The organism is Salinicola tamaricis (genome assembly GCF_003006155.1).
GTDB classification, from domain to species: Bacteria; Pseudomonadota; Gammaproteobacteria; order Pseudomonadales; family Halomonadaceae; genus Salinicola; species Salinicola tamaricis.
The window spans coordinates 3,282,577-3,304,471 of sequence record NZ_CP023559.1 but is presented as its reverse complement, the minus strand read 5'-3'; the positions used below and the strand labels follow the sequence as shown (position 1 = coordinate 3,304,471).

At 66.4% G+C, this 21,895-nt stretch carries 23 protein-coding genes, 2 pseudogenes and 1 riboswitch; of the genes and pseudogenes, 10 read left to right on the top strand and 15 right to left on the bottom strand.

Going from position 1 to position 21,895, the window contains the following annotated elements; genetic code table 11:
- Nucleotides 1-25: 25 nt before the first annotated feature.
- Nucleotides 26-1,138 (bottom strand): GGDEF domain-containing protein, encoded by a 1,113-nt coding sequence (locus CN538_RS15255; RefSeq protein WP_164999621.1) that lies wholly within the window; start codon nucleotides 1,136-1,138, stop codon nucleotides 26-28.
- A gap of 367 nt (nucleotides 1,139-1,505) precedes the next feature.
- On the opposite strand from CN538_RS15255, the gene CN538_RS23265 reads away from it, so the two are divergent.
- Nucleotides 1,506-2,012, top strand: coding sequence for a hypothetical protein (locus tag CN538_RS23265; RefSeq protein WP_242495210.1), 507 nt, complete (start codon nucleotides 1,506-1,508; stop codon nucleotides 2,010-2,012).
- A pseudogene (locus CN538_RS23260) lies at nucleotides 2,009-2,134 on the top strand (hypothetical protein); the annotation flags it as partial. The gene CN538_RS23265 and the pseudogene CN538_RS23260, both read left to right, overlap by 4 nt.
- On the opposite strand, the gene CN538_RS23255 reads toward CN538_RS23260, so the two are convergent.
- Nucleotides 2,081-2,488, bottom strand: coding sequence for a hypothetical protein (locus CN538_RS23255; protein ID WP_242495209.1), 408 nt, complete (start codon nucleotides 2,486-2,488; stop codon nucleotides 2,081-2,083). The pseudogene CN538_RS23260 and the gene CN538_RS23255 sit on opposite strands and share 54 nt — an antisense overlap.
- Before the next feature lie 229 nt (nucleotides 2,489-2,717).
- Here CN538_RS23255 and CN538_RS24590 point away from each other — a divergent pair, with 229 nt between their 5' ends.
- The 3 genes from CN538_RS24590 to CN538_RS26440 are packed head-to-tail and all read left to right on the top strand — an operon-like array spanning nucleotide 2,718 to nucleotide 3,968.
- On the top strand, nucleotides 2,718-3,317 hold the full coding sequence (locus CN538_RS24590; protein ID WP_277985036.1) for an acyl-CoA dehydrogenase domain-containing protein: 600 nt from the start codon (nucleotides 2,718-2,720) through the stop codon (nucleotides 3,315-3,317).
- Entirely contained in the window at nucleotides 3,278-3,760 is a 483-nt protein-coding gene (locus tag CN538_RS24585; RefSeq protein WP_277985035.1) for an acyl-CoA dehydrogenase domain-containing protein, read from the top strand. Before CN538_RS24590 ends, CN538_RS24585 begins: the two co-directional genes overlap by 40 nt.
- Before the next feature lie 58 nt (nucleotides 3,761-3,818).
- Nucleotides 3,819-3,968: a hypothetical protein gene (locus CN538_RS26440; protein WP_422917513.1), complete on the top strand. Its 150-nt coding sequence runs from the start codon at nucleotides 3,819-3,821 to the stop codon at nucleotides 3,966-3,968.
- A gap of 150 nt (nucleotides 3,969-4,118) precedes the next feature.
- Here CN538_RS26440 and CN538_RS15245 read toward each other — a convergent pair whose 3' ends face one another.
- The 13 genes and pseudogenes from CN538_RS15245 to CN538_RS23230 form a co-directional block, all read right to left on the bottom strand.
- Nucleotides 4,119-4,568, bottom strand: a complete 450-nt coding sequence (locus tag CN538_RS15245) for a septal ring lytic transglycosylase RlpA family protein (RefSeq protein WP_207233520.1) — start codon at nucleotides 4,566-4,568, stop codon at nucleotides 4,119-4,121.
- A 224-nt stretch (nucleotides 4,569-4,792) separates the two neighbouring features.
- Nucleotides 4,793-6,579 (bottom strand): annotated as a pseudogene (locus CN538_RS15240) (SLC13 family permease).
- Between the two features lie 178 nt (nucleotides 6,580-6,757).
- On the bottom strand, nucleotides 6,758-7,735 hold the full coding sequence (locus tag CN538_RS15235) for an NADPH:quinone reductase (RefSeq protein WP_242495207.1): 978 nt from the start codon (nucleotides 7,733-7,735) through the stop codon (nucleotides 6,758-6,760).
- A gap of 193 nt (nucleotides 7,736-7,928) precedes the next feature.
- On the bottom strand, nucleotides 7,929-8,504 hold the full coding sequence (locus tag CN538_RS15230; RefSeq protein WP_106419988.1) for a hypothetical protein: 576 nt from the start codon (nucleotides 8,502-8,504) through the stop codon (nucleotides 7,929-7,931).
- 162 nt (nucleotides 8,505-8,666) lie between these two features.
- On the bottom strand, nucleotides 8,667-9,434 hold the full coding sequence (locus CN538_RS15225; RefSeq protein WP_164999620.1) for an IucA/IucC family C-terminal-domain containing protein: 768 nt from the start codon (nucleotides 9,432-9,434) through the stop codon (nucleotides 8,667-8,669).
- Nucleotides 9,435-9,543: 109 nt separating this feature from the next.
- Nucleotides 9,544-10,272 (bottom strand): ABC transporter ATP-binding protein, encoded by a 729-nt coding sequence (locus CN538_RS15220; RefSeq protein ID WP_242495205.1) that lies wholly within the window; start codon nucleotides 10,270-10,272, stop codon nucleotides 9,544-9,546.
- A 4-nt stretch (nucleotides 10,273-10,276) separates the two neighbouring features.
- Entirely contained in the window at nucleotides 10,277-11,305 is a 1,029-nt protein-coding gene (locus CN538_RS15215) for a FecCD family ABC transporter permease (protein WP_106419986.1), read from the bottom strand.
- A complete protein-coding gene (locus CN538_RS15210; protein WP_164999619.1) occupies nucleotides 11,298-12,125 on the bottom strand; it encodes a FecCD family ABC transporter permease in 828 nt (275 codons plus the stop codon). Before CN538_RS15210 ends, CN538_RS15215 begins: the two co-directional genes overlap by 8 nt.
- Before the next feature lie 155 nt (nucleotides 12,126-12,280).
- Nucleotides 12,281-13,216, bottom strand: a complete 936-nt coding sequence (locus tag CN538_RS15205; protein WP_207233519.1) for an ABC transporter substrate-binding protein — start codon at nucleotides 13,214-13,216, stop codon at nucleotides 12,281-12,283.
- Nucleotides 13,217-13,329: 113 nt separating this feature from the next.
- The gene (locus CN538_RS23240) at nucleotides 13,330-13,956 is read right to left on the bottom strand and encodes a TonB-dependent receptor domain-containing protein (protein WP_277985033.1); all 627 of its coding nucleotides are present in this window, start codon (nucleotides 13,954-13,956) and stop codon (nucleotides 13,330-13,332) included.
- The gene (locus CN538_RS25415) at nucleotides 13,847-14,077 is read right to left on the bottom strand and encodes a TonB-dependent receptor domain-containing protein (RefSeq protein ID WP_340638348.1); all 231 of its coding nucleotides are present in this window, start codon (nucleotides 14,075-14,077) and stop codon (nucleotides 13,847-13,849) included. The genes CN538_RS23240 and CN538_RS25415 overlap by 110 nt, the downstream gene beginning before the upstream one ends.
- Complete coding sequence (locus CN538_RS23235) at nucleotides 14,068-14,802, bottom strand: TonB-dependent receptor (RefSeq protein ID WP_242495204.1); 735 nt, start codon at nucleotides 14,800-14,802, stop codon at nucleotides 14,068-14,070. The genes CN538_RS25415 and CN538_RS23235 overlap by 10 nt, the downstream gene beginning before the upstream one ends.
- On the bottom strand, nucleotides 14,799-15,257 hold the full coding sequence (locus CN538_RS23230; RefSeq protein WP_242495197.1) for a TonB-dependent receptor plug domain-containing protein: 459 nt from the start codon (nucleotides 15,255-15,257) through the stop codon (nucleotides 14,799-14,801). The genes CN538_RS23235 and CN538_RS23230 overlap by 4 nt, the downstream gene beginning before the upstream one ends.
- 462 nt (nucleotides 15,258-15,719) lie before the next feature.
- Between CN538_RS23230 and CN538_RS15195 the strand changes: the two genes are divergently transcribed.
- From CN538_RS15195 to CN538_RS15175, 5 genes are all read left to right on the top strand, one after another.
- Nucleotides 15,720-16,532 carry a glycerophosphodiester phosphodiesterase family protein gene (locus CN538_RS15195; protein WP_106419984.1) on the top strand — a complete coding sequence of 271 codons (813 nt, stop codon included), beginning with the start codon at nucleotides 15,720-15,722 and terminating at the stop codon, nucleotides 16,530-16,532.
- Nucleotides 16,533-16,637: 105 nt separating this feature from the next.
- The gene (locus CN538_RS15190) at nucleotides 16,638-17,456 is read left to right on the top strand and encodes a motility protein A (protein WP_106419983.1); all 819 of its coding nucleotides are present in this window, start codon (nucleotides 16,638-16,640) and stop codon (nucleotides 17,454-17,456) included.
- Entirely contained in the window at nucleotides 17,453-18,301 is an 849-nt protein-coding gene (locus CN538_RS15185) for an OmpA family protein (RefSeq protein WP_106419982.1), read from the top strand. Before CN538_RS15190 ends, CN538_RS15185 begins: the two co-directional genes overlap by 4 nt.
- A 47-nt stretch (nucleotides 18,302-18,348) precedes the next feature.
- Nucleotides 18,349-18,558: riboswitch (cobalamin riboswitch) on the top strand.
- Between the two features lie 444 nt (nucleotides 18,559-19,002).
- Nucleotides 19,003-20,577: a TonB-dependent receptor domain-containing protein gene (locus tag CN538_RS15180; RefSeq protein WP_106419981.1), complete on the top strand. Its 1,575-nt coding sequence runs from the start codon at nucleotides 19,003-19,005 to the stop codon at nucleotides 20,575-20,577.
- 156 nt (nucleotides 20,578-20,733) lie between these two features.
- On the top strand, nucleotides 20,734-21,831 hold the full coding sequence (locus CN538_RS15175; RefSeq protein WP_106419980.1) for a PA0069 family radical SAM protein: 1,098 nt from the start codon (nucleotides 20,734-20,736) through the stop codon (nucleotides 21,829-21,831).
- The last annotated feature ends 64 nt before the right edge of the window (nucleotides 21,832-21,895 follow it).

Genomic DNA, 21,895 nt, shown 5'->3' with positions numbered 1-21,895 from the left:
GCGCAGGTATTTTGTAAACACCCTCTCAGCAGGCGTGACGATAGCGCCCCTTGCCCGCGCGCTTGGCCTGATAAAGGGCGGCATCGGCGCGATCGATCAGCTTCACCAGACGCTCGGCGTCCAACTGACGGAGATCGGCCTCGCGCGCAATGCCCATGCTCATCCCCACGCCGGGATAGGTCATGCCGAGCGCCTTGACGCTAGTCAGCAGGCGCTCGGCGATATCCGCCGCCAGGAACTCGCTGGCACCGGGCAGCAACAGCAAGAACTCATCCCCACCCCAGCGCACGACGATATCCTGCTGACGCAGTACCTGCTGAAATAACCTCGCCACGTCAACCAGCAGGGCATCGCCGGCCTCGTGCCCCTGATGGTCATTGATCTGCTTGAATCCGTCGAGATCGATATAGTAAAGCGTCGCCGGCAGTACCCCTGCGACACTCCGGCGCAATTCATCGACCCGGCGATAGAAGCCGGGGCGATTGTGGAGGCCGGTCAGATGATCGTGTTCCGCCTGGAAGCGGCTACGGCTCTCCCCTAACAGAGCCCGCTCGGCGAAGCCGTTGAGATAACAGCTGAACCACAGTGTGGCCAGCCAGTAGATCGGCCCCTGCGCGACGAAGATCCAGTAGGCACTCTCCGCCTGGAATGGCACCGCCAGCTTGAGCGGCACATCGGCGAGCAGCACCAGCAGGACCGACAGCCGCGGCCGGCCGATGCACAGCGCCGGATACGAGCTGGACACCACCAGCAAGGTACCGATGGCGACCAGCTTCAGCGCCGGTGGCGCCGCAACGAGGGCATAGGCGCCGAGCCCGCCCAGCGACAGCGCCCACAGCAGCGCGAGGATGAGAACCCCATCCACCGGCGTGCTCTGGCCACGCTGCGCGCGCTTGAGGCGCCAGCGATACTCGAGGACTCGACCGACCATCAGCGCCAAGATCAGTGTCACCCAGGCCAGCATGAACGGCGAGGGAGCGTCGATCAGCATGGCCACGCCGGCGATCAAGGTGCAGGTCATCCCCGCCAACAGCAGCGGCAGGTGCATGATGGCCCCGCCGCTGAGTCGTACCATCACCTCTTCCGGCAGCGTACGGTCACAGCCGCTGAGCCAGCGCAGGAATCGATACCGGGGCAAGGCGTGTTCCACACTGTACGCACGCCGGCCAAGGGTCACGAGACGCAGAAAGAGCTTCATTCGGGCTTCCGTTGGAGATCGCGCGCGATCGATGGATGATGACCGCTGATCGATGACGGGCATCGCGTCGTGTGTCTCTGCGCCCCTGGTCTGCTCATGGCTCGTCTATAGAGCCTATCGGCAGATGGCAGGGGGCCTGAAGCAGGCTCGCCTAGCCCAAAAGGATAAGAGCCACGACGCTAGCCAGCCGGCCTGCGATCCGCTAGTCTGAAAACCAAATTCAAACGCTCGTCTGAATTTGTGGGAGCGTCCCCCGCAGCAGTGTCTGTGGCCGGCACTCCCGATGTCCTCTCCTGTGGAGTTCGCCATGATCACACTGCTGCTTCTCGCCGCCGCCATCGTCGGCTGTCTGGTCGTCATGCGCCGCGAGGCCGGCGCCCTGCCGGCCGTCGCGGTACTCGCCGTTCTCGGCATACTGGGGCTGGTTTTCGATGCCGAGATCATCGGCGTCCTGCTGCTGATCGCCGCCGTCGGCGTCGCTGTCTGCGGGCTCAAGCCGCTGCGTCGGCTGTGGCTGTCGCCGCGCCTGTTCAGCGTGTTCAAGAAGATCGCGCCCAAGGTCTCCGAGACCGAGCGCGTGGCACTGGACGCCGGCACCGTCGCCTGGGATGGCGAGCTGTTCAGCGGCCGCCCGGACTGGAAGCGCCTGTTGGCGTTCGACAACCCCGGCCTGAGTGACGAGGAACAAGCCTTCGTCGATCACCAGTGTGCGGTCGCCGCCGGCATGTGCAATGCCTGGGAGATCGCTCGCGAGCGCGCCGACATGCCCCCCGAGCTTTGGGATTACCTGAAGAAGAACGCTTCTTCGGCATGATCATTCCGGCCTATGGCGGCCTAGAGTTCTCCGCCAAGGCACAGTCGCAGTACTGCAGAAGCTCGCCTTCAACGAGACCCGATGAGCACCGGGGCGTGCCCAACTCGCTCGGCCCGGGCGAGCTGCTGCTCAAGTACGGCACCGAAGAGCAGAAGAACCACTACTTGCCGCGCCTGGCCGACGCCGCGACATTCCTGCTTCGCGCTGACCGGCCCGCGCGCGGGCAGCGACGCGACCTCGATCCCCGACGTGGGTATCGTCTGCCGCGGCATGCACGAAGGCAAGGAAGTGCTCGGCCTCAAGCTCACCTTCGAGAAGCGCTGGATCACCCTGCGCCGATCGCCACCGTGGTCGGTCTGGCCTTCCGCATGTTCGACCCGGACAACCTGCTCGAACGCGGCGAGAGCGATATCGGGATCAGCTGTGCGCTGAGCCCGCGAGAGACCGAAGGCATGCAGATCGGCCGCCGCCACCATCCGATCGGCAGCCCGTTCATGAACGGCCCGATCCGCGGCAAGGACGTGTTCATCCCGCTCGACTACCTGATCGGCGGTCTGGAGATGGCCGGCCAGGGCTGGCGCATGCTGGTCGAGTGCCTCTCTGTGGACGCTGTATCACCCTGCCCTCCGGCGCCGCCGGCACCGGGCGCTACGCGGTGGGCTGGACCGGCGGTTTCGCGCGTATCCGGCGCCAGTTCAACATCGCGTGGCCGACATGGAGGGGGTGCAGGAACCGCTGGCGCGTCTCGCCGCCAAGGCCTACATCTCCCAGGCCGCGGTGATGCAGACCGCCAATACCATCGACCATGGGGTCAAGCCGGCGGTGCCCTCGGCGATTCTCAAGAGCCAGCTGACCGAATTCCAGCGCGAGATGATGATCGACGCCATGGACGTGCATGGCGGGCGTACCGTGACCCTGGGACCGCGCAACTATTCTGGGGATCGGTTTCAGCGCCACGCCGGTGTCGATCACCGTCGAGGGCGCCAAATCATGACCCGCAACCTGATGATCTTCGGTCAGGGCGCGATCCGCTGCCATCCCTACGTGCTCGACGAGCTGGCGGCCAAGGACAACAATGACTTCGCGGCGTTCGACAAGCTCTTCTTCCGCCATACCGGGCTGATCTTCGGCAACGCCGCGCGTGCCTTCACTCAGGCGCTGGGACTCGGCCGCGCCGAGGGTACCGTTCGACTCCCTGGCCAAGCCCTATGCGCAGGAAGTGGCACGCCTCTCCTCCGCCTTCGGCCTGTGCGCCGACGCCGCCCATGGCCAGCCTCGGCGCCAAGCTCAAGCAGCGCGAGATGATCTCGGCGCGTCTGGGTGACGTGCTCTCCAACCTCTATCTACTCTGTCGATGGTGCTCAAGCAGTGGCACGACAGTGACCGGGTGGACGGCGAAGCCGCACTGTTCCACTACAGCTGCCCTCTTCCTGCTCAACCGCGCCGAACAGGCCCTGGTGGAACTCTACGAGAACCTGCCCAACCGCGCCCTGGCTCACCTGCTCGCCGGGGTGACGATGCCGCTGGGACGCCGCTGGCACAAGCCGCAGGACAGCCTGACACGCGATATCGCCAAGGCGATCTCCACCGACACGGCGTTGCGTCACAAGCTCACCCGCAATACCTGGGATAGCTGGGAGGAGGGTCAGCAGGATAACCCGTTGGCGCGCTACAACGCCTTGCTGGCCAACGCCGAGCGCGCCGAGAGAGATCTACCGCACGCTGGCCAAGGCGCGGGCCAAGCGTGAACTGCCGGAAGTCGCACTGCATCCCGAGCAGTGGATCGAAGCGGGTCTCGAGGCGGGCTTGCTGAGCGAAGAGGACGCCGCCTTCATGCGCACCCACGAGGCCGAGGTGCTGGAGATGCTGACGGTCGACGATTTCGACTTCGATGCCTTCACCAACCAGCAGCCGAGTGCCAACCACGCGCGCCAGACCCACACCACGCCGGCGTGAACAGCGGCCGGGGGCGTCGCCCCCGGTCTCTCTCCCCCAAAAACCGCGGCCCCGTTCGAGAACGGGGCCGCGGTTTTTTGTGCGCCCGGGGGCGCACCAGCAGGTCGGGATAACCTCAGAGTTCGGGATCACATCAGATGGACGGGCCAGCTACTGCTCCAGTATCTGCAGCTGGACATCGGCGGTGCCGTCATCGATCAGCCCGAGTTTCTCGGCAGCCCGCTGCGACAGGTCGATGATCCGCCCGGGGACGAATGGCCCGCGGTCGTTGATACGCACGATGGCGCTGTCGCCGGTGCTAAGGTGCGTCACCTTGACCCGGGTACCGAACGGCAGCGTCTTGTGCGCCGCCGTCATCGCCCGCCCATCGTAGGGTTCACCGCTGGCAGTCAGCCGCCCTTCGAAATAGGGCGCGTAGTAGGTCGCCTCGCCGACCCGACGGCGTTGGTTGGGCACCGGCCGTGGCTCACCCTCGTGCGCTACCACCGGCCCCGGCCCCTTGCGCTTGCCGGCAGCCTTGCCGGTGGCGCTGGTCGCGGCCGGCGCGGCGTCAGGCTGGGTGGCCTGGGGCGTGGCGCAGCCGACCAGCAGCAGCCCCATGGCGAACACGGCGAGCAGTGGACGCCATCCGGGCGCAGCACGCCCAGGCGGCACCCGCGGCAGATGAGAGCGGGATGAATCAGCGCCGGGTAGGTGAGCGCGAAAGACGGCGCCCGCCCGAGCGGGCGCCGTGGAAACATCGATGGTGGCCATAAGTTGCAGGTCTCTCGGCAAGCGGGTCGCGATGGCGAATCACGGGACATCACGGCTGACGGAAGCTGCGCTCATGATAGCGGCCAAATGAGCAAGATGAGAGGAATCGCGGTGAGCGTGACCACCACCGACAGCGGCAGCCCCAGCTTCCAGTAGTCGCGGAAACGATAGCCTCCCGGGCCCATGACCAGGGTATTGGACTGATGCCCGATCGGGGTGAGAAAGGCGCAGGAGGCACTCACCGCCACCGCCATCAAAAACGGATCGAGCGAGACCTGCATGCCGCTGGCCAGGTTGGCCGCGATTGGCGCCATCAATAGCGCCGCCGCGGCATTGTTGATGACGTTCGAGAGCAGCAGGGTCAACACGAACAGCGCCGTCAGCGTGACCACCGGCGGCCAGCCGCTGCCCGCCGACATCATGGTGTCAGCGATCATCTGCGCCCCGCCACTGGTCTCCAGCGCCTTGCCCACCGGCAGCATCGCCGCCAGCAGTACGATGACCGAGCCCTCGATCGCGTCATACCCTTCACGCAGCGGCAACACCCCCAGCGCCAGGGTGATCAGCGCCGCCAGCGACATGGCGATGGCCGCGGGCAGCAGATCGAACACCATGGCAGCGATCGCCAATGCGAAGATGCCCACCGACAGCCACAGCTGGCGCGGCTGCCCCAGCGCCAGCTTGCGACTGGCCAGCGGTAGGCAACCCAGCGTCGACAGGCTCTCGCTCAGGTTGTTCTCGTCGCCCTGCAGCAGCAGGACATCGCCGGGCTGGAAGCGCACCTCGCGCAGGCGCTGCTTGAGCCGGGTGCCGTCGCGGGATACCGCCACCAGATGCAGGCCGTGCTGGTTGAGCAGGCGCAGCTGGGAGACGGTACGATTGATCATCATCGAGTCGTTGCGCACCACCACCTCGACCAGTTGCAGCTCATCGGCATCGAGCCGCGGTCGCTCGGCGTCGCTGTCATCCTCGCCGCTGGCGCTGATACTCAACCCGGCCTTGTCCTCGAGCAGCTTGAGATCGTCCGGGCCCGCCTCCAGCAGCAGGATGTCGCCGGCGGCCAGGGGGCCGAAGAAGCGGTGGCCGGAGTAGCGCTCGTCGCCGCGCAGCACCGCCAGCACCACACCGGGTCGCCGCACACCTCCTGCAGCTCGCGCAGACGCCAACCCACCGCCTTGGCGTCCTCGTTGACATGCAGTTCGCTGAGATAGGCCGAGGTCTCGAACAGCTCGTCGGCAGAGGCCTGGCCCTGACGCTGCGGGGTCAGCCGCCCACCCAGCAGGATCATGAAGGCGAACCCCGCCAGCGCCACGGCGCCGCCCACCGGGGCGAAGTCGAACATGCTGAAAGGGCCCTCACCCTGCCCCGCGCGGAAGGCACTGATGATGATATTGGGCGGCGTGCCGATGAGCGTGATCAGCCCGCCCAGCAGCGAGCCGAAGGCCAGCGGCATCAGCAGCAGCGAGGGTGAGGTATCGTGCTCGCGGGCGACGCGCACCGCCACCGGCAGCAGCAGCGCCAGCGCACCGACGTTGTTCATCATTGCCGAGAGCAGGATCACCGTCGCTGTGAGCACCGAGAGCTGCCAGATCGGGCGACTGCCGGCCTTGAGCGTCTTCTCGGCGATCCAGTCCACCACGCCGGCATGCTCGAAGCCGCGGCTCAGGATCAGCACTGCGGCGACGGTGATCACCGCCGGATGGCCAAAGCCGGAGAACGCCTCGTCGGCGGGCACCAGCCCCAGCAGCACACTCACCAGCAGCGCCGCCATGGCCACCATGTCGTAACGAAAGCGCCCCCAGACGAAGGCGACCAGGGTCAGAAAGAGTACCGCGAAGACCCAGTAAGCATCCTGCATGGGTATGACTCCTTGTCGTGCACTGCTGCCCTCCCGGCACCAGATTTGGCAGGCAAACGACCTGCCGAGCCTGCCCGCAGCAGCGAAAAAGCCGGCAGCGCCCCGGAGGCGCTGCCGGCTTTTGCAGCATAGGCCATTGCCATGCCGGCGACCGCTCGCCGGCGCTCATGGGAACGGCTCAGGGAATCAGAATCGTCGATCCGGTGGTGCGCCGCGCGGCCAACGCCTCCTGGGCCTTGCCCGCGTCGGCCAGATCGAAGCGCTGGGCGATATCCATCTTGACCTTGCCGCTCTCGAGCAGATCGAACAGATCCAGGCTCATCTCCTCCAGCCGCTCAGGCGTGTCGGCGTAGCCGTTGAGGCTAGGGCGGGTCAGATAGAGCGAGCCCTTCTGGTTGAGAATGCCGATATTGACCCCTTCCACCGCGCCGGAGGCGTTACCGAAGCTCACCATCAGCCCGCGCGGGGCGAGACAGTCGAGCGAGGTGGTGAAGGTGTCCTTGCCCACCGAGTCGTAGACCACCGGCACCATGGCCCCGCCAGTCAGTTCGCGTACCCGCTCGGCCACGTTCTCCTCGCGATAGTTGATCGTCGCCCAGGCGCCGTTGCGCTTGGCCAGTTCGGCCTTCTCGTCAGAGCCCACGGTGCCGATCACCTTGACGTCGAGCGCCCTGGCCCATTGGCAGGCGATAGAGCCGACGCCGCCGGCCGCAGCATGGAACAGGATCGTCTCGCCACCCTCGAGGGGGAAAGTCTGGCGCAGCAGATACTGCACCGTCAGCCCCTTGAGCATCGACGCCGCGGCGATCTCGAAGGAGATATCCTCGGGCAGCTTGACCACTTTCTCCGCCGGCAGCACGTGCAGCTGCGAGTAGGCGCCGAGTGGCCCCTGGGCATAGGCGACGCGGTCACCGACAGCAAGGTGGGTCACGCCTTCGCCCACCGCCTCGACCACCCCGGCCCCTTCGGTGCCCAGCCCGGACGGCAAGCGACGGCGCCGGATAGAGCCCGGTGCGGAAGTAATATCGATGAAGTTGAGGCCGATGGCACGGTTCTCGATGCGCACCTCGCCCGCCTGGGGTGCCGCCGGTTCGAAGTCGACATACTCGAGCACCTCGGGGCCGCCGGTGCGAGAAAACTGAATGCGCTTGACCATGAACTGTCCTTGTGGAGAAACGGGTTGAGCTGGGCGTATTTGGCGTGCGTAGGGGTATCGAACGAGACGAACCGAAACCCTATCGATACCTCAGTCCTGTCCAATACCTCATCCAAGCGCCATTCGCCAGCCGGGTCAAGCCATACGCCGCGAACGGCCCCCGATGTCCCCATGCTCGGCCCGCTCGAAGGGGTCAGATCACACTCTGGGGAAAACGCTCGAGGGCAGCGACGAAGCGCTGCTTGTAGGATTCGAAGGTCTCCGAATCGGCCTTGAAGGTCTTGACGATGCCCTCGCCGTCGAAGCGCACCACGCTGGGCAGTTTGCCCGCCTGCGGCTCCGGATGACGCGGCGCCAGACCCACGCGCATACCGCCCTCGGCATCGATCCAGCGAGTGATGCCGCAGTCACGGAAGAAGCGTTCCGCGTCAGCGTCGCTGGCGAGCACGCGCAGCGGTGCCTTCTCGGCGAGCAGACGGATCAGGCGCGCGCTGTGCTCGCTGTGACCGTCACCCTGGGGCGTCGAGACCATCGCCAACTCCATGCTGCGCCCCTCGGTGTCGGCGGAGACCAGCGCCAGGCTCAGCACTTGGCGGTCATCGTCGGTCAGGGCGAACAGACGTGCCGCTTCCTGCTCGAACAGCACGCCCAGGGTCCCGGCAAAGGTGACCAGCGGTGCCAGCCCCGCCTCACGGCCATAGACATTGGCGCACAGCTGGGCCAGGCACGCCTCGCGGCTCTCGGGATTCTTCACATGAACGACTTTCATCGGACTCTCCGCACGCATCGACTCGGTCCTGCCCGGGCTGACGAGAACGTCAGCGGATAGACACGCCGCTGCGCTGGCGTGCCGCTGGACGCGGGCAGGCAAAAGCGCGCAGCCTAGCATATTCCATCGCCGCGGGCGCGCCACCGGGCCCAGGGAACGGCATCATGCCTCGGTTCGAGACCGGCTCAGCGGACACGACTGGCAGTAGGCCACCGGGCAGGCGGCACGATAATAGAGGCAGCAGCTGCGCCGATAGCGCACTTCGACGCCATCCGCGCGGCGAGTCTTGGCGTGATGGAAACGCGCCAGCGGGTTGACATCGATGCCGAACAGCTCGGGGTCGGCATCGAGCAGGAAACGGTAGTCCGCCTCGCAGCGCTGGCGTGCCGCGGCGTCGACCTGCGTGCTGTCGAGCTCGACCAGGCGGCGTTCGTAGAGCGAGTAGACCCGCACCGCCAGGTTCTCCCACAGCATGCGCGGCGGCACCCCACCCACCTCGCGCAGGGTCTGCCACAGCGGCGTGATCAGCCCCGCGAACAGCTGCGTCAGCAACTGGTGACGCGAGCGCTCCCGCGCCGCCGGCGACCAGGTCTGCAGTCGCAGCGAGCGCAGCGGCAGTGTCGAACGCCACGCCTGGCCATCGTGACGGATATCGACCAGGCAGTTGGCCGGCGCCAGATCGAGCCCGCGATCGCACACCGAGAGCAGATAGAGCGGCGCGCCGGTGAACAGAAAACCCAGGCGCTTCGACAGCAGCGAGGCGGTGGTCCGCCGATCGGGTGAGCCGAGAGTCGGCCCCAGGCGTGCAAGCAGTTCAGCGCAGCGCAGGGGGTCGCAGAACGCCGTCATCGATAGGGCCCCTGCCCCCGCGGCATCCGCCGACTCGAGGCACAAGGCCTCGTGCAGATAGCGATGGTGCTCGGCCGCCACCGGAGCGCACTCCAGGTATCCCAGCGGGCCCCGCGTCGCTGCCGGCATCATTACGCTGCCCCCTTGCCGAACGGAATGCATAGCGGCGTATGGAAGAACGGATCCTCGATCACCCGACACTCGAGCTGGAATATCTCTTTGACCCGCCCTGAGTTATCACCGCCTGAGGCCGGCCCTGGGCGTGAACGCGGCCCTCGCGAATCGCCACGATATGATCGGCATAGCGGCACGCCAGGTTGAGATCGTGCAGGACCATGACAATGGTCTTGCCGGCATCGCGATTGAGGCTGACGAGTAATTCGAGCACCTCCATCTGATGGGTCAGATCGAGGAACGAGGTAGGCTCATCGAGCAGCATCAGCGGCGTGTCCTGAGCTACCGCCATGGCGATCCAGGCACGCTGACGCTGGCCACCGGAAAGCGTCTCGACGCGCTGCTCGGAGAGGTCATCGAGGCCGGTTCTCAACAGTGCCTGCTCGACGGCGCGTTCATCGTCTTCGGACCACTGCGCCAGCCAGCTCTGATGCGGATGGCGGCCCAATCCCACCAGTTGACGCACACTGATGCCCTCCGGCGCCACCGGGTGCTGCGGCAGTAGCGACAACGTCCTGGCCACCGCTTTGGTCGGCCGCTGCCGGATGTCCTGGCCGTCGAGAGCGACCTGACCCTGCCACGGCGTCAGCAGCCGAGCCAGTGCCTTCAATAGCGTGCTCTTGCCGCAGCCGTTGCTGCCGACCAGCACCGAGATGCGCCCTTCCGGCAGATCGAGCGACAGCTCGCGCAGGATGGCCTGACGCTGGTAGCCCAGCGTGAGTCGGTTCGCAGAGAGAGTCGCCATGGCGTCAGCGTGCCTGTTTCATCATCAACCCCAGAAAGAACGGCGTTCCGATGGCCGCCACGAAGAGCCCCGCCGGCAGATCCAACGGCGGAAACAGCAGCCGCCCGGCAAGATCTGCCGCCATCGTCATGCCCGCGCCGACCACGACCGCCATCGCGATCTGCGCCGCGCCCGGCTGGCGCAACAGACGTCTCGCCACATGCGGTGCCACCAGGCCGACGAACGCCATCGCCCCACCCCAAGCCACCGCGATACCCGCCAACCCCGCCGCCAGCAGGATCAACAGCGTGCGTGTCCACTGTACCCGCACTCCGATGCCTACCGCCAAGCCGTCGTCCAGCGGTGCCAGCAAGGCGAGACGCACCCATGGCATCAGCACCACGAGCGCCACGCCGAAGCAAGCCGCCAGCCACCCGACATCGGACCAGTTGCCCCCATAAACGCTGCCGGTCAGCCATACGTAGGCCGACAGTGTGGTGGTGAGCGGACTGGACACCAGTACGAAGGTCGTCACGGCACTCAGCAGCGTCGAGAGTCCGATGCCCATCAGCACCAGCCGCAGTGGCGTCGTCCCGCCCCGCCAGGCTGCCAGCATGACCAGCAGTACCGCGAGCAGCGCCCCCAGTGCTGCCGCCAGCGGCATCCAGGCGGTGCCGACATCGGCGGCCAGAAATGCCAGATAGCCGACCGCCAAGGTCGCGGCGCCGGCGGTCACGCCCAGGGTGTCCGGCGACGCCAGCGGATTGCGCATGACCTGCTGCAGCAACCAGCCAGAGAGTGCCAGGGCCGCCCCCACCAGCGCGCCCAGCAGCGTTCGCGGCAGGCGCAGCTGCCACAGGATCAGGCCAGCGCCGCTATCGGGCGAGCGCAGTGCCGCCAGCCACTGCGGCGCAGACAAGGCGGCCTCGCCGAGAGCCAGCGAGGCCAGCAGAATCAGCAGTACCACCAACAGTGCCGCCACCACCCGGCACCACGCTCGCCAGGCGACGACCCGCGAAAAGCGGCCAAGACGCAGCACGCGAGCCTCACCCATGGCGGCCCCCCTGGCGACGCACCAGTGCCATGAATACCGGCGCCCCGAGTAGTGCCGTCATCACGCCGATGGGCACCTCCCGGGGTGGGATGAGGGTTCGCGACATCACGTCCGCGACGAGCAGCAGCGCAGCACCCAGTAGCGCCGCCAGCGGCAGCCAGTGTCGATGATCCGGCCCCGCCAGACGCCGCGCCAGGTGTGGCACGATCAGCCCGATGAAGACGATATTGCCCGCCATCGCCACCGCCGCGCCCGCCAACAGCACCACACACATGACCGAGATCAGTTGCAGGCGCCGCACCGAGATGCCGGCGCCGACTGCCACCGCCTCGCCCGCCGCCAGCACGTTCCACTGCCGCAGATAAAACCAGCACGCCAGCAGCACCGCCAGCGTGACCAGCATCAGCGGCCAGACCTGCGTCAACGGCCGGGCCGCGACCGACCCCGCCAACCAGAACAGCATCGTATCCAGCCCCTGCTGATCGATCACCAGCAGCGCCTGACTGAAGGCATGGAACAGCGCGCTCAACGCGGCACCGGCCAGGATCAGCCGCAGCGGCCCACTCGGGGCCGCTGGACGCATGGCAATCGCCCAGACCGCCAGTGCCGCCAGCGCCGCGCCTGCGAAGGCCCCGCCGCTCGCCAGCCACCCTGGCAAGCCGCTACCCAGGGTGGCCAGACAGACCACCACCAGCAGCGCACCGGCGTTGACGCCGAGCAGCCCGGGTGAAGCCAGGGGATTGCGGGTCAGGGTCTGCATGATACCGCCGGCCACGCCCAGCCCTGCGCCCACCGTCAGCGCCACCAGGGTGCGGGTCATACGGGGTGGTGCGAATGAGCCAATCATCGACATCGGTCGGCGACGGCGACCACAGCGCGTGCCATACCTGCAGCGGGCTGGACCAGTGACCACCCGCCATCAGGCTCACCACCACGGCGATAGCCAGCCGGCGATAGCCAGCATCGTGCGCAGGCTCATGCCGAGGCCTCGGTGGTATCCAGCCAGGCATCCAGGTCGTCGAGCATGCCGAATACGCCCAGAATGCCCCCGGAGAGACTCCAGGCTACCGGGTCGACCTGCCAGACACGTCCCTGACGCACCGCCGCCAGCCGCTGCCAAAGCGGATGCCCACGCAGACGTCTATAGTGCTCGCGCGCGGGCCGATCACGCGGCTGCAACAGGAAGAAGACGTCGGCATCGATCGCCGGCAGGCTCTCCACGCCGCCCAGTCTCAGCAGCACTCCAGCATGCCCCTCGACCTGCCGGGGCCAACGAAACCCGAGCTGGGTCAGTACCGAGCCGCCGAAGCTCGGCGCCAGGTAGCTGCGAATCTCGCCGGCCCTGATATCGAGCAGCGCTACCGTCAGCGGCCAGCGCGCACCGAAACGCTGCTGCAGTCGTGCGCGCAGTGTTGCCATGCGCGATGCCAGTACCCGCTGCAGAGACTCGGCCCGAGCCTGGCGGTCGAGTGTCTGCGCCATCGTCTCGAGGGTATATCGATAGTGATAGATATCCTCCAGCAGCGTCAGCGGAGCCAGCGCTGACAGCAGCGGCGCAATACGCTGATGACGGAAACGCGAAGCGACGATCAGATCCGGCTCCAGCAGTGCGATCCGCTCAAGGTTGGGCTGTGTCTCCAACCCCAGGAGCGAAGCCTGGGCCAGCGCCGAGCGCAGATAGGGGTAGATCGGCGGGTCCTGCCATGACAGCACGACCCCGACCGGAACCACCCCGAGCGCCACCGCGGTATCGGTGGCACCCTGGAACAGCGTGACGATCCGCTGCGGACGGCGCGGCCTGCGTGGCTCTTCCTGGCGCGCCATGCCGGCGCGCGCCAGCGTGGGCATGGCACCCAATGCCAGCGTCGGCATGGCGCCCAGCGCCAAGGCCATGAAGTCACGACGTTTCATCGCGGATCCGCTCGCTCACTCGGCACGCCACCGTGGCTGGTACATGGCGACATCAAAAGTCCACGCTGTAGCCCAGGGTCAGAGTCCGCCCTCGCCCGGGAAGTAGCGTTCGTTCATATAGTCTGCATTGGGGCTATCCAGCGCACTCTGCGAGTAGTAGGTGATGTACTGCTTGTCGAACAGATTGGCCACGGCGAATTCAGCTGCCCCACCGGTAGCCGATAGCCGATGGCGGCATCGACCAGGGTGTAGCCGTCGAAGTCGGTGTCCCAGCCGTTGCGGCTGTCGTCGAAATCCTTGTCAAAGGCGTGATCGATCTCGACAAAACGACGTCCAGCGCGAAGACCACGGGCGCTCCAGCTCGCGACCAGCCGATCCGGCGCCACGTTGAGCCCGTTCAGCTTGGCATCCAGGGTGCCATTGTCGTCACTGTCGTAACGCCCCTTCATGTGGGAGTAACCAAGCCGGGCGCTGTGCCGGTCGTTGAATCGATAGCCGACAGACGCCTCGATGCCTTCGATCTCGGTCTTCTCTCGCTGCATCACAAAGGCGTCGTTACGGGTCGTCAGGCGCGTGCCATAGTCGGAAGACGACACGTAATAGCTCAGCTCGGCGTTGAGACGGCCATCGTCATAGCGCACCCCGGTCTCGATATTGTCGGTCACGATGGGACGCAGATTCTCGAAGCTGTCGACCGACTGTCCGGGGGGTGTCGATACCGCGCAGCACGCGGCCGACATCGGGAATGGCAAACCCTTCGGAATAGCTGGTGAACAGGCTCCAGTGTTTCACCGGTCGCCATACCACACCGGCGTTGTAGAGCGTCTCGTCGAAGTCGGGGGAGCCGCCGTCTACCCGCACGCCGTTGTTGGCGGCCACCGTCCGCGGTAACTAGCGACATCGAGCTTGGCGTATTCGTAACGCGCTCCCGCCGAGAAGGTCAGCGACTCGATCGGGCTGAAGTCGATCTGGGCGAACGGTGATAGGTCCGTGTATTTGACCTTCGGCACGTAGGTGCGATCGGTGCCCCACAGATACTGCTCGGTATCGTCGCGCATGGCGTCGAAGCCGAAGGTCAGCTTGACCCGGTCGTCCCACAGCCCCTCCTTGGTCAGCGAGGTCTTGATGCCGTACTTGCGGGTCTCGGCCATAGTCTGGTCGTAGAGCGTCCCGACCGGCGCAATCGCGGGATCCTGGAAGGTGCCGGAGTTGGTGGCCCCGAACAGTGATTCGTAATCCTGATAGAAGCCCAGCACATTGAGATGCATGCCGGCGAGATCGTAATCGTCCCAGGTGACGCCAGTGGTCCAGACACTGTTGAAGGGCGCCGAGCCTTGTGGATCGCCGCGTCGCGAGGTCGTGGGGACACCGGCGTTACGATCGCCAAGCACGCCGACGTAATCGTTCTGCCCCTCGATGCGGTAGCGATTGACACTCAACTGCAGGCGCCGGTCGTCATCGAACCAGTAGGCGATCTTCCCGAAGACATCGTAGGCACGGGAATTCATCAGGTCGCCCTGGGTATTGTCGACGCCGATAGCGTCCCCCTTCCCATCCAGGAACAGCCCCTGATCCTCGTAGCTCAACGAGAACAGGTAGTCGACCGGCCCGCGATTGCCGCTGACAGCGTAGTTGGTGCGGTAGCTGTTGGTATCGCCATCCAGCTTGGAGGTCGGCGTGGTGAGCTGGGCCTCGAAGTGCTGATGAGCGAGCCCGGCTCGGGGCGTTTGGTGATCAGGTTGATCACCCCGCCGGCGGCGCCCAGACCGTTGGTGGCGTTGGCCCCCTTGATCACCTCGATGTGATCGATCATCGAGAAGTCGATGGTATGCAGCTCGCGCCCCGTGGGCCGCAGCGGATTGGACTGCGGTATGCCATCGATCATCACCAGCGGCGTGCGTCCGCGCAGGGTCTCGCCACTTCCGCTCATCTTCTGGCGCGGCGGTGAATAGTCCGGCAGCAGGTTGCTGAGTATCTCGGAGGAGTCGGAAGTGATGCGTCGCTGCTGTTCCAGCTCCTGGCGTGAAATCACCCGGATCACCTGCCAGAGTCCTGCTGTTCGGCACCCGAGCGCGTGGCTGTGACCACCATCGGTTGCTGATCGGTACTGTCTGCCATCACCCCCGCCGACGTCACCAGTGTCGCTAGTGCGCCCCAGGTCATGACGGTTCCCTTTGATCTCATGTCTCGCCTCTTGTTGTCGATCTTGTCGAGTCGTCGCGCGCCCCCGCCAGCACCCCGCCGTGAACGCCGGCGGATTATTGCAAATGAAATGCATAACTATCAACGAATAAGAATCATTTGTTTTTGAGTGAGCCGACATCACCCTCTCCGGCTGTGTAAGCGAGCAACGCGAAAGACCGCCCGGAAATAATCCGCGCGCCGTCTTGACGCCGGCCGCGGCGTGGACGAAGGTCAAGCCTGATTTCGGGGCGCGGCCCTGGTACCTGCACCCGCCCCGCCGGTCGGCCACCGCCCACCTCTCACCGGAGACCCTAGACGCATGACACAGAGTTCATCCCCTCAGCCCGCCCCGGGCGATGGACCCCGCTATATCGCGCACCGTGGTCTCTCCGCGCGCGCGCCGGAGAATACGCTGGCGGCGGTGCAGGCAGCGCACGCGGCCGGGTGCCGGTGGGTAGAGCTGGACGTTCAACTGCTCGGCGACGGCACCCCGGTGCTGTGGCACGATGCCGGTGTCAAGCGCTGCTCCAACGGTCGCGGCAAGCTGTTCCGCTTCGACGCCGCCAGCGCCGCGCGGCTCGACGTGGGCGCCTGGTTCGGCGAGCAGTTCCGTGACGAGCGCATGGCCACGCTCGAAGCGATGCTGGCGCTGCTCAAACGTCTCGACATGGGGCTCAATCTGGAGCTCAAGGTGACCCGCGGGCGCAACGCGATCGAGCTGGTCAAGGCAGCACTGCCGCCGACCCTGGAAGCCCTGGCGCCGGAGAAACTGATCGTCTCCTCGTTCGACCGTCACGCCCTCACCGCAGCGCGGGCGCTGGAGGCGAACCCGGACCGGCTGCGCCTGGGCGTGCTCGACGACAAGGCGCCCAAGCGCTGGTGGCGCGAGACCGAGCGGCTCTCCGCCTACAGCCTGCATCTGGACTGGCGCAAGCTGAAGGTCAAGCGCGCCCGCGAGATCGCCGACGAGGAGATCAAGCTGTTCTGCTATACCGCCAACGACCCGGTGGCCTTCGACAAGCTATGGGAGTGGGGCGTGGACGGCGTGATCAGCGACGACCCGGTGCGCTTCATCGAGCATGCCGGCCAGCAGCAGGCCAATGCCGACCCGAGTGGCGCCAGCACCACCTGACACAGCGCTAGAAAAGCGCCCGTTAGTCGCGTCAGTTAGCCTCTTTGACCGCGACCACCCCGGGCTATGATGCCAATCTGCCCGTTTCCAGGTTGCGAGCCGTCCATGAATCCCTCCACCCTCATCGGCATGGTTGCCAGTGCGCTGCTGCTGATGACCGTCGTGCTCTTCACCGCTCAGGCCCCGAGCAGCTTCTTCAATCTGCCGGGGCTGGCGATCGTGCTCACCGGCACCCTGGCCGCCAGCTTCATCAGCTATCCCCTCGCCGAGATGCAGCGCCTGTGTCGCCAGATCGCGGTGGTGTTCCGGCGCGAATCCCAGCAGAGCGAACTCGATGCCGACCTCGATCAGCTGGTCGAAATGTCGCGCCACTGGAGCCGCGGTAACATCCGCGCCATCGAGAGCGCGCTGGAGGGCGTCACCAACCCCTTTCTGCGCACCGGCATGCAGATGGTGATCGCCAACAGCCGCGAGGAGGAGATTCGCGAGATGCTGCGCTGGCGCATGGTGCGGGTGAAGGCGCGCGAGCGTACCGAGGCGCAGATCCTGCGCACCATGGCGATCTACGCCCCGGCGTTCGGCATGCTCGGTACCCTGGTCGGGCTGATCAACATGCTCGAAGTGATCCAGGCCGGCGATCTGGCGATCATCGGCCCGCGTCTGGCGGTGGCGTTGATGTCCACCTTCTACGGCATTCTGCTCGCCAACCTGGTGTTCAAGCCGATCGCGGTAAAACTGGAGCGGCGCACCGAGGCGAGGCTGATGGCAATGACGATGATCCTCGAAGGCATCATGATGGTGAGCAAGCGTCGCTTGCCCGCGTTCATCGAAGAGGCGCTCAACACCTACCGCATCGAACATCGCGACGAGATGCGTGACCCGCGCCAGGCCGCGGCCACGGATCTCTCGTCCCCGACCTCATGAGTGGCAGCACGGACTACGCCGCGCGGGGGCCCTTCGCCGAGCTGCTGTTCGACGATGACGCCCTGGCCGAGGGGGGGCGTGGCAGCGAGAGCGACTCCTGGCTGATGAGCTATCTCGACCTGCTGCTGCTGCTGGTCACCTTTTTCGTGCTGATGCTGGCGCTCTACGGCGGGCAGCTGTCCACGCCAGAGCAAGCCGCTACGCCCCAGGTCGCGCTGGCGCTCAAGGTGCCGGCGCCCGTACCTCCAAAGGCCGCCCCGAGCGCCGCGCAGATCGGTTTCTATCGGCCGCCGCGCCAGCTGACGGCCGCCCCCGTGGCCAGCGATGTCGGCTTCTACGCGCCGCGCCCGGCGCCGCCGCCGCTGGTACCGATGACACCGCTGCTGTTCGCGGTGCCGCTGTTCGACCTGCCCGACCCGGTGGACGAGACGCTGCCGCAGATCGACGGGGTCCAGGTGACCGCGATCCCGCACGGCTTCAATCTGCGCATCCAGGACCATCTACTGTTCGACTCCAGTGCCGTGGATGTCAGCGACAAGGGGCGCGCGCTGATCGAGAAGATGATCCCGCTACTGCAGGAATTCCAGGGCACCATCTCGGTCGAGGGGCATACCGACAGCGTGCCGATCTCGACCCAGCAGTTCCCTTCCAACTGGGAGCTCTCCGCAGCCCGCGCCGCCGCCGTGGTACGCGCACTGCGTCTGGACGGCATCGACGGCGCTCGCCTACGCGCCATCGGCTACGCCTCCACCGAGCCGCTGGCCGATAACGACACCCCTGCGGGCCGGGCACGTAACCGCCGAGTGGAACTGGTACTACAGGAGACCGGCGGCGACGGCTCGTGAGTGGCGCGCGACGCGCCATTTCCCTGGCCGCCGAGAAGCTGCGACAATCCGCGCGTCGAGAGCGACGTGTTCGGGAAACGGGTGAGAGCCCCGTACTGCCCCCGCAACGGTAATCGTGTCAAACACCGGTGGACTTTCTGTGTCCAGCCACTGTGAGCGGCGGTGCCCACCGCTATCCCTCATGGGAAGGCCCGGTGTCGGGTGATCGAAGATCACCGCGCGTGAGTCCGGAGACCGGCGTCGTTCTCTTCACTGGTTGATGCGGAGGGCTCGAACCAGTGACGACATCGCACGTCGGCCGCCCAAGATGGCCGGCGTATTTCGTCACGCCATTCCCTCCCATCGCGTCATCGCAACACAAGGAACCGCCGCCGCAGCGCCACAGCGCCGCGCACGAGAACGGTTCCGATACGCGTTTGGGGATCATCTTTCATGGGTTACCGTCCTACCACCATGGCCCACGGCGTCGCCATGGCCCTGCTGCTGCAAAGCCTCAGCGCCGCAGCCCAGCAGCTCGAAGACGTACAGGTCACCGCCAACCGGCTGCCGCAGTCGCAGGCCGACGTGCTCGCCAGCACCACCATCATCGACCGCGCGGAGATCGAGCGCAGCCAGGCCGATAGCGTGATCGACCTGCTGCAGAACCGCGCCGGATCGAAATCACGCAGAACGGCGCGCACGGCACCGTCACCAGCCTGTTCATGCGCGGCACCGAATCCGACCACACCCTGGTGCTGGTCGACGGCGTGCGCATCAACGCCGCCACCAGCGGCGGCGCCAGCCTGGAGTTCCTGCCGGTCGAGGCGATCCAGCGCATCGAGATCGTGCGCGGCCCGCGCGCCGCCGCCTACGGCGCCGATGCCATCGGCGGCGTGATCCAGATATTCACCCGGCGTGGCGGCGAGGGTACCCAGGCAGCCTTGTCACTGCGTGCCGGCGACCAGCACACCCAGAAACAGAACCTGTTCGTCTCTACCGGCGATGCCGAGACCCGTCTCAACGCCAGTCTGTTCCGGCGCGACGGCGACGGCTTCAACGCCCTCGCCAGCGACGCCAGCGGCGAGCGCGATGGCTTCAAGCGCGGCGGGGCTCAGTTGGGGCTGTCGCACCGCTTCGGCGCCAACGCCAGCCTGAGCCTCAATGCGCTGCGTCAGGATACCGACGCCGACTACGACGACTGTTTCCCGCTGAATGCCACTGCCGCCAGCAACGACTGCCGCACCGACGGCTATCTGCAGACCTTCGGCGGCCGCTACGATCTGGCCCTGGCCCCCGACTGGGACATGGCGATCACCGCCGGACACTTCGACGAGCGCCGCGAGGAGCGCTACGCCGGCGAGCGCTACAGCGTCACCGAATCGCATCGCAACGAACTCGGCATCCAGCACAGCTTCACCCGTGCCAACGGCGTCGACACCCTGGGGGTGGACTACCGCCAGGAGCATGTCGACTTCGACTCGGCCAGCCCGTTCGCCGGGCGCTACGCCAAGGACAGCCGCGAGAACTACGGCCTCTACGGCATGCTGCAGCGCGAGTACGGGCGCCATGAGCTGAGCGGCTCGCTGCGCTACGACGACGATTCGCGCTTCGGCGACGAAACCACCGGGAGTGCCGGCTACGCCTACCGTCTGACACCGGCACAGCGCCTCGGGCTGGTCTACTCGACCGCATTCAAGGCGCCCAACCTGATCGATCTCTACGGGCCCTACGGCAGCAACCCCGACCTCGACGCCGAGACTTCGCGCAACCTGGAGGCGTTCTGGGCCATCGAGCATGACGCCTGGAATGCACGCGTCAGCGCCTTCGAGAATCGCATCGACGATCTGATCGCCTTCGATCCGGCCTTCGTACCCTACAACGTCGACCGGGCGCGTATTCGCGGTGTCGAGCTGAGCGGTGGCTGGCAGTCCGCCGGTCTCTCGCTGCGCGCCAGCCTGACCCACCAGAACCCGGAGGACCGCGACAGCGGCGAGCGCCTGAAGCGCCGGGCCAGAACCTTCGGCCGCGTGGACGCCGACTACGCCCTCGGCGACTGGCGCTACGGCGCCACCCTGCGCGCCGCCGGCGACCGTCGTGACACCCGCTACACCGCCCCGTACGGCGACACCACCGTCGGCGGCTACGGTATCGTCGATCTGCGCACCGCGTGGCAGGTGACACCGCAGGTCGAACTGTCGGCCAAGCTGGATAACGCCTTCGACCGCGACTATACCCTGGCCGAGGGCTACGACACCCAGGGCCGCTACGTCGAGGCCGGCGTCAAGCTGACGCTGTAACAGCCCATCCCGATGGCACCCTTATCCGTTGGCGGCCACTGCCGGGTAAGGGTGTGCTGACGCCACGACCCGCGCTATGCCTCGACGACACATGCTTTGCGTCGTGACGACCCCGTGATACTGTATGTTTGAACAGCATCCAATCACGGAGTCGTCATGTCGTCTCCCACCCCGCCACGCAATCCCTACGCCGCGTCACCGGGCCCGCTCAAGGGCCGCGGCGCGACCTTCAATCCGCACAATCGCTTTCAGCCAAGCCATACCGAAGCCTTCGACGATGGCTGGTGGCAGGAGGCGCTGCCTCAACGCATACCCACCCAGATCCAGCACGAGACGCCACGCAGCGCGCTCTCCTGGAACCACTCCCCGGACCTGGGCTTCGACCGCTCGCTCAACCCTTATCGCGGCTGCGAGCACGGCTGCATCTACTGCTATGCCCGCCCCAGCCATGCCTACTGGGATCTGTCACCGGGCATCGACTTCGAAACCCGGCTGATTGCCAAGCAAGGGATGGCGGCGCGGCTGCGCGAGGAGCTGTGCAAGCCCGGCTATCGCTGCCAGCCGATCAACCTCTCCGGCAATACTGACTGCTACCAGCCGATCGAGGCCGAATACGGCACCACCCGCGAGCTGCTGACGCTGCTGCTCGAGTGCCGCCATCCGGTCACCCTGGTGACCAAGAGCGCGCTGATCCTGCGGGACCGCGACCTGCTGGCCGCACTCGCCGAGCAGCGCCTGGTGCGCGTCTTCATCAGCCTCACCAGCCTGGACAACGAGCTCAAGCGCACGCTGGAGCCGCGTACCGCCTCACCGGCCGCCCGGCTCAAGACACTGGGCGAACTCGCTGCCGCGGGGGTTCCGGTAGGCGCCCTGCTGGCACCGGTGATTCCGGCGATCAACGACCATGAGATAGAGACACTGCTCGAACGCGCAGCCGAGGCCGGCGCCACCAGTGCCAGTTGGACCCTATTGCGTCTACCGCGAGAGGTGGCACCGCTGTTCGAGGCGTGGTTGGAGGCGCACTACCCCGAGCGCGCCGGCAAGGTGATGAGTCTGATCCGCCAGTCGCGCGGCGGCGCCAGCAACGACAGCCGCTTCGGCCACCGTATGCGCGGCGACGGGATCTTCGTCGACATGATCGATCAGCGCTTTCGCCGTGCCGCCGGCCGCCTGGGCCTGCAGCGGCGCCCCGACCAGGGGCTCGATATCCGCCACTTTCGGCCACCCCACCGCCAGCAGGATCTGTTCCGCTGAGGGTTTGATCATGCCGCTACTTTGGCGCGACGCGTCACTCGTCTTAAGATTCCTTTAAGTCGCG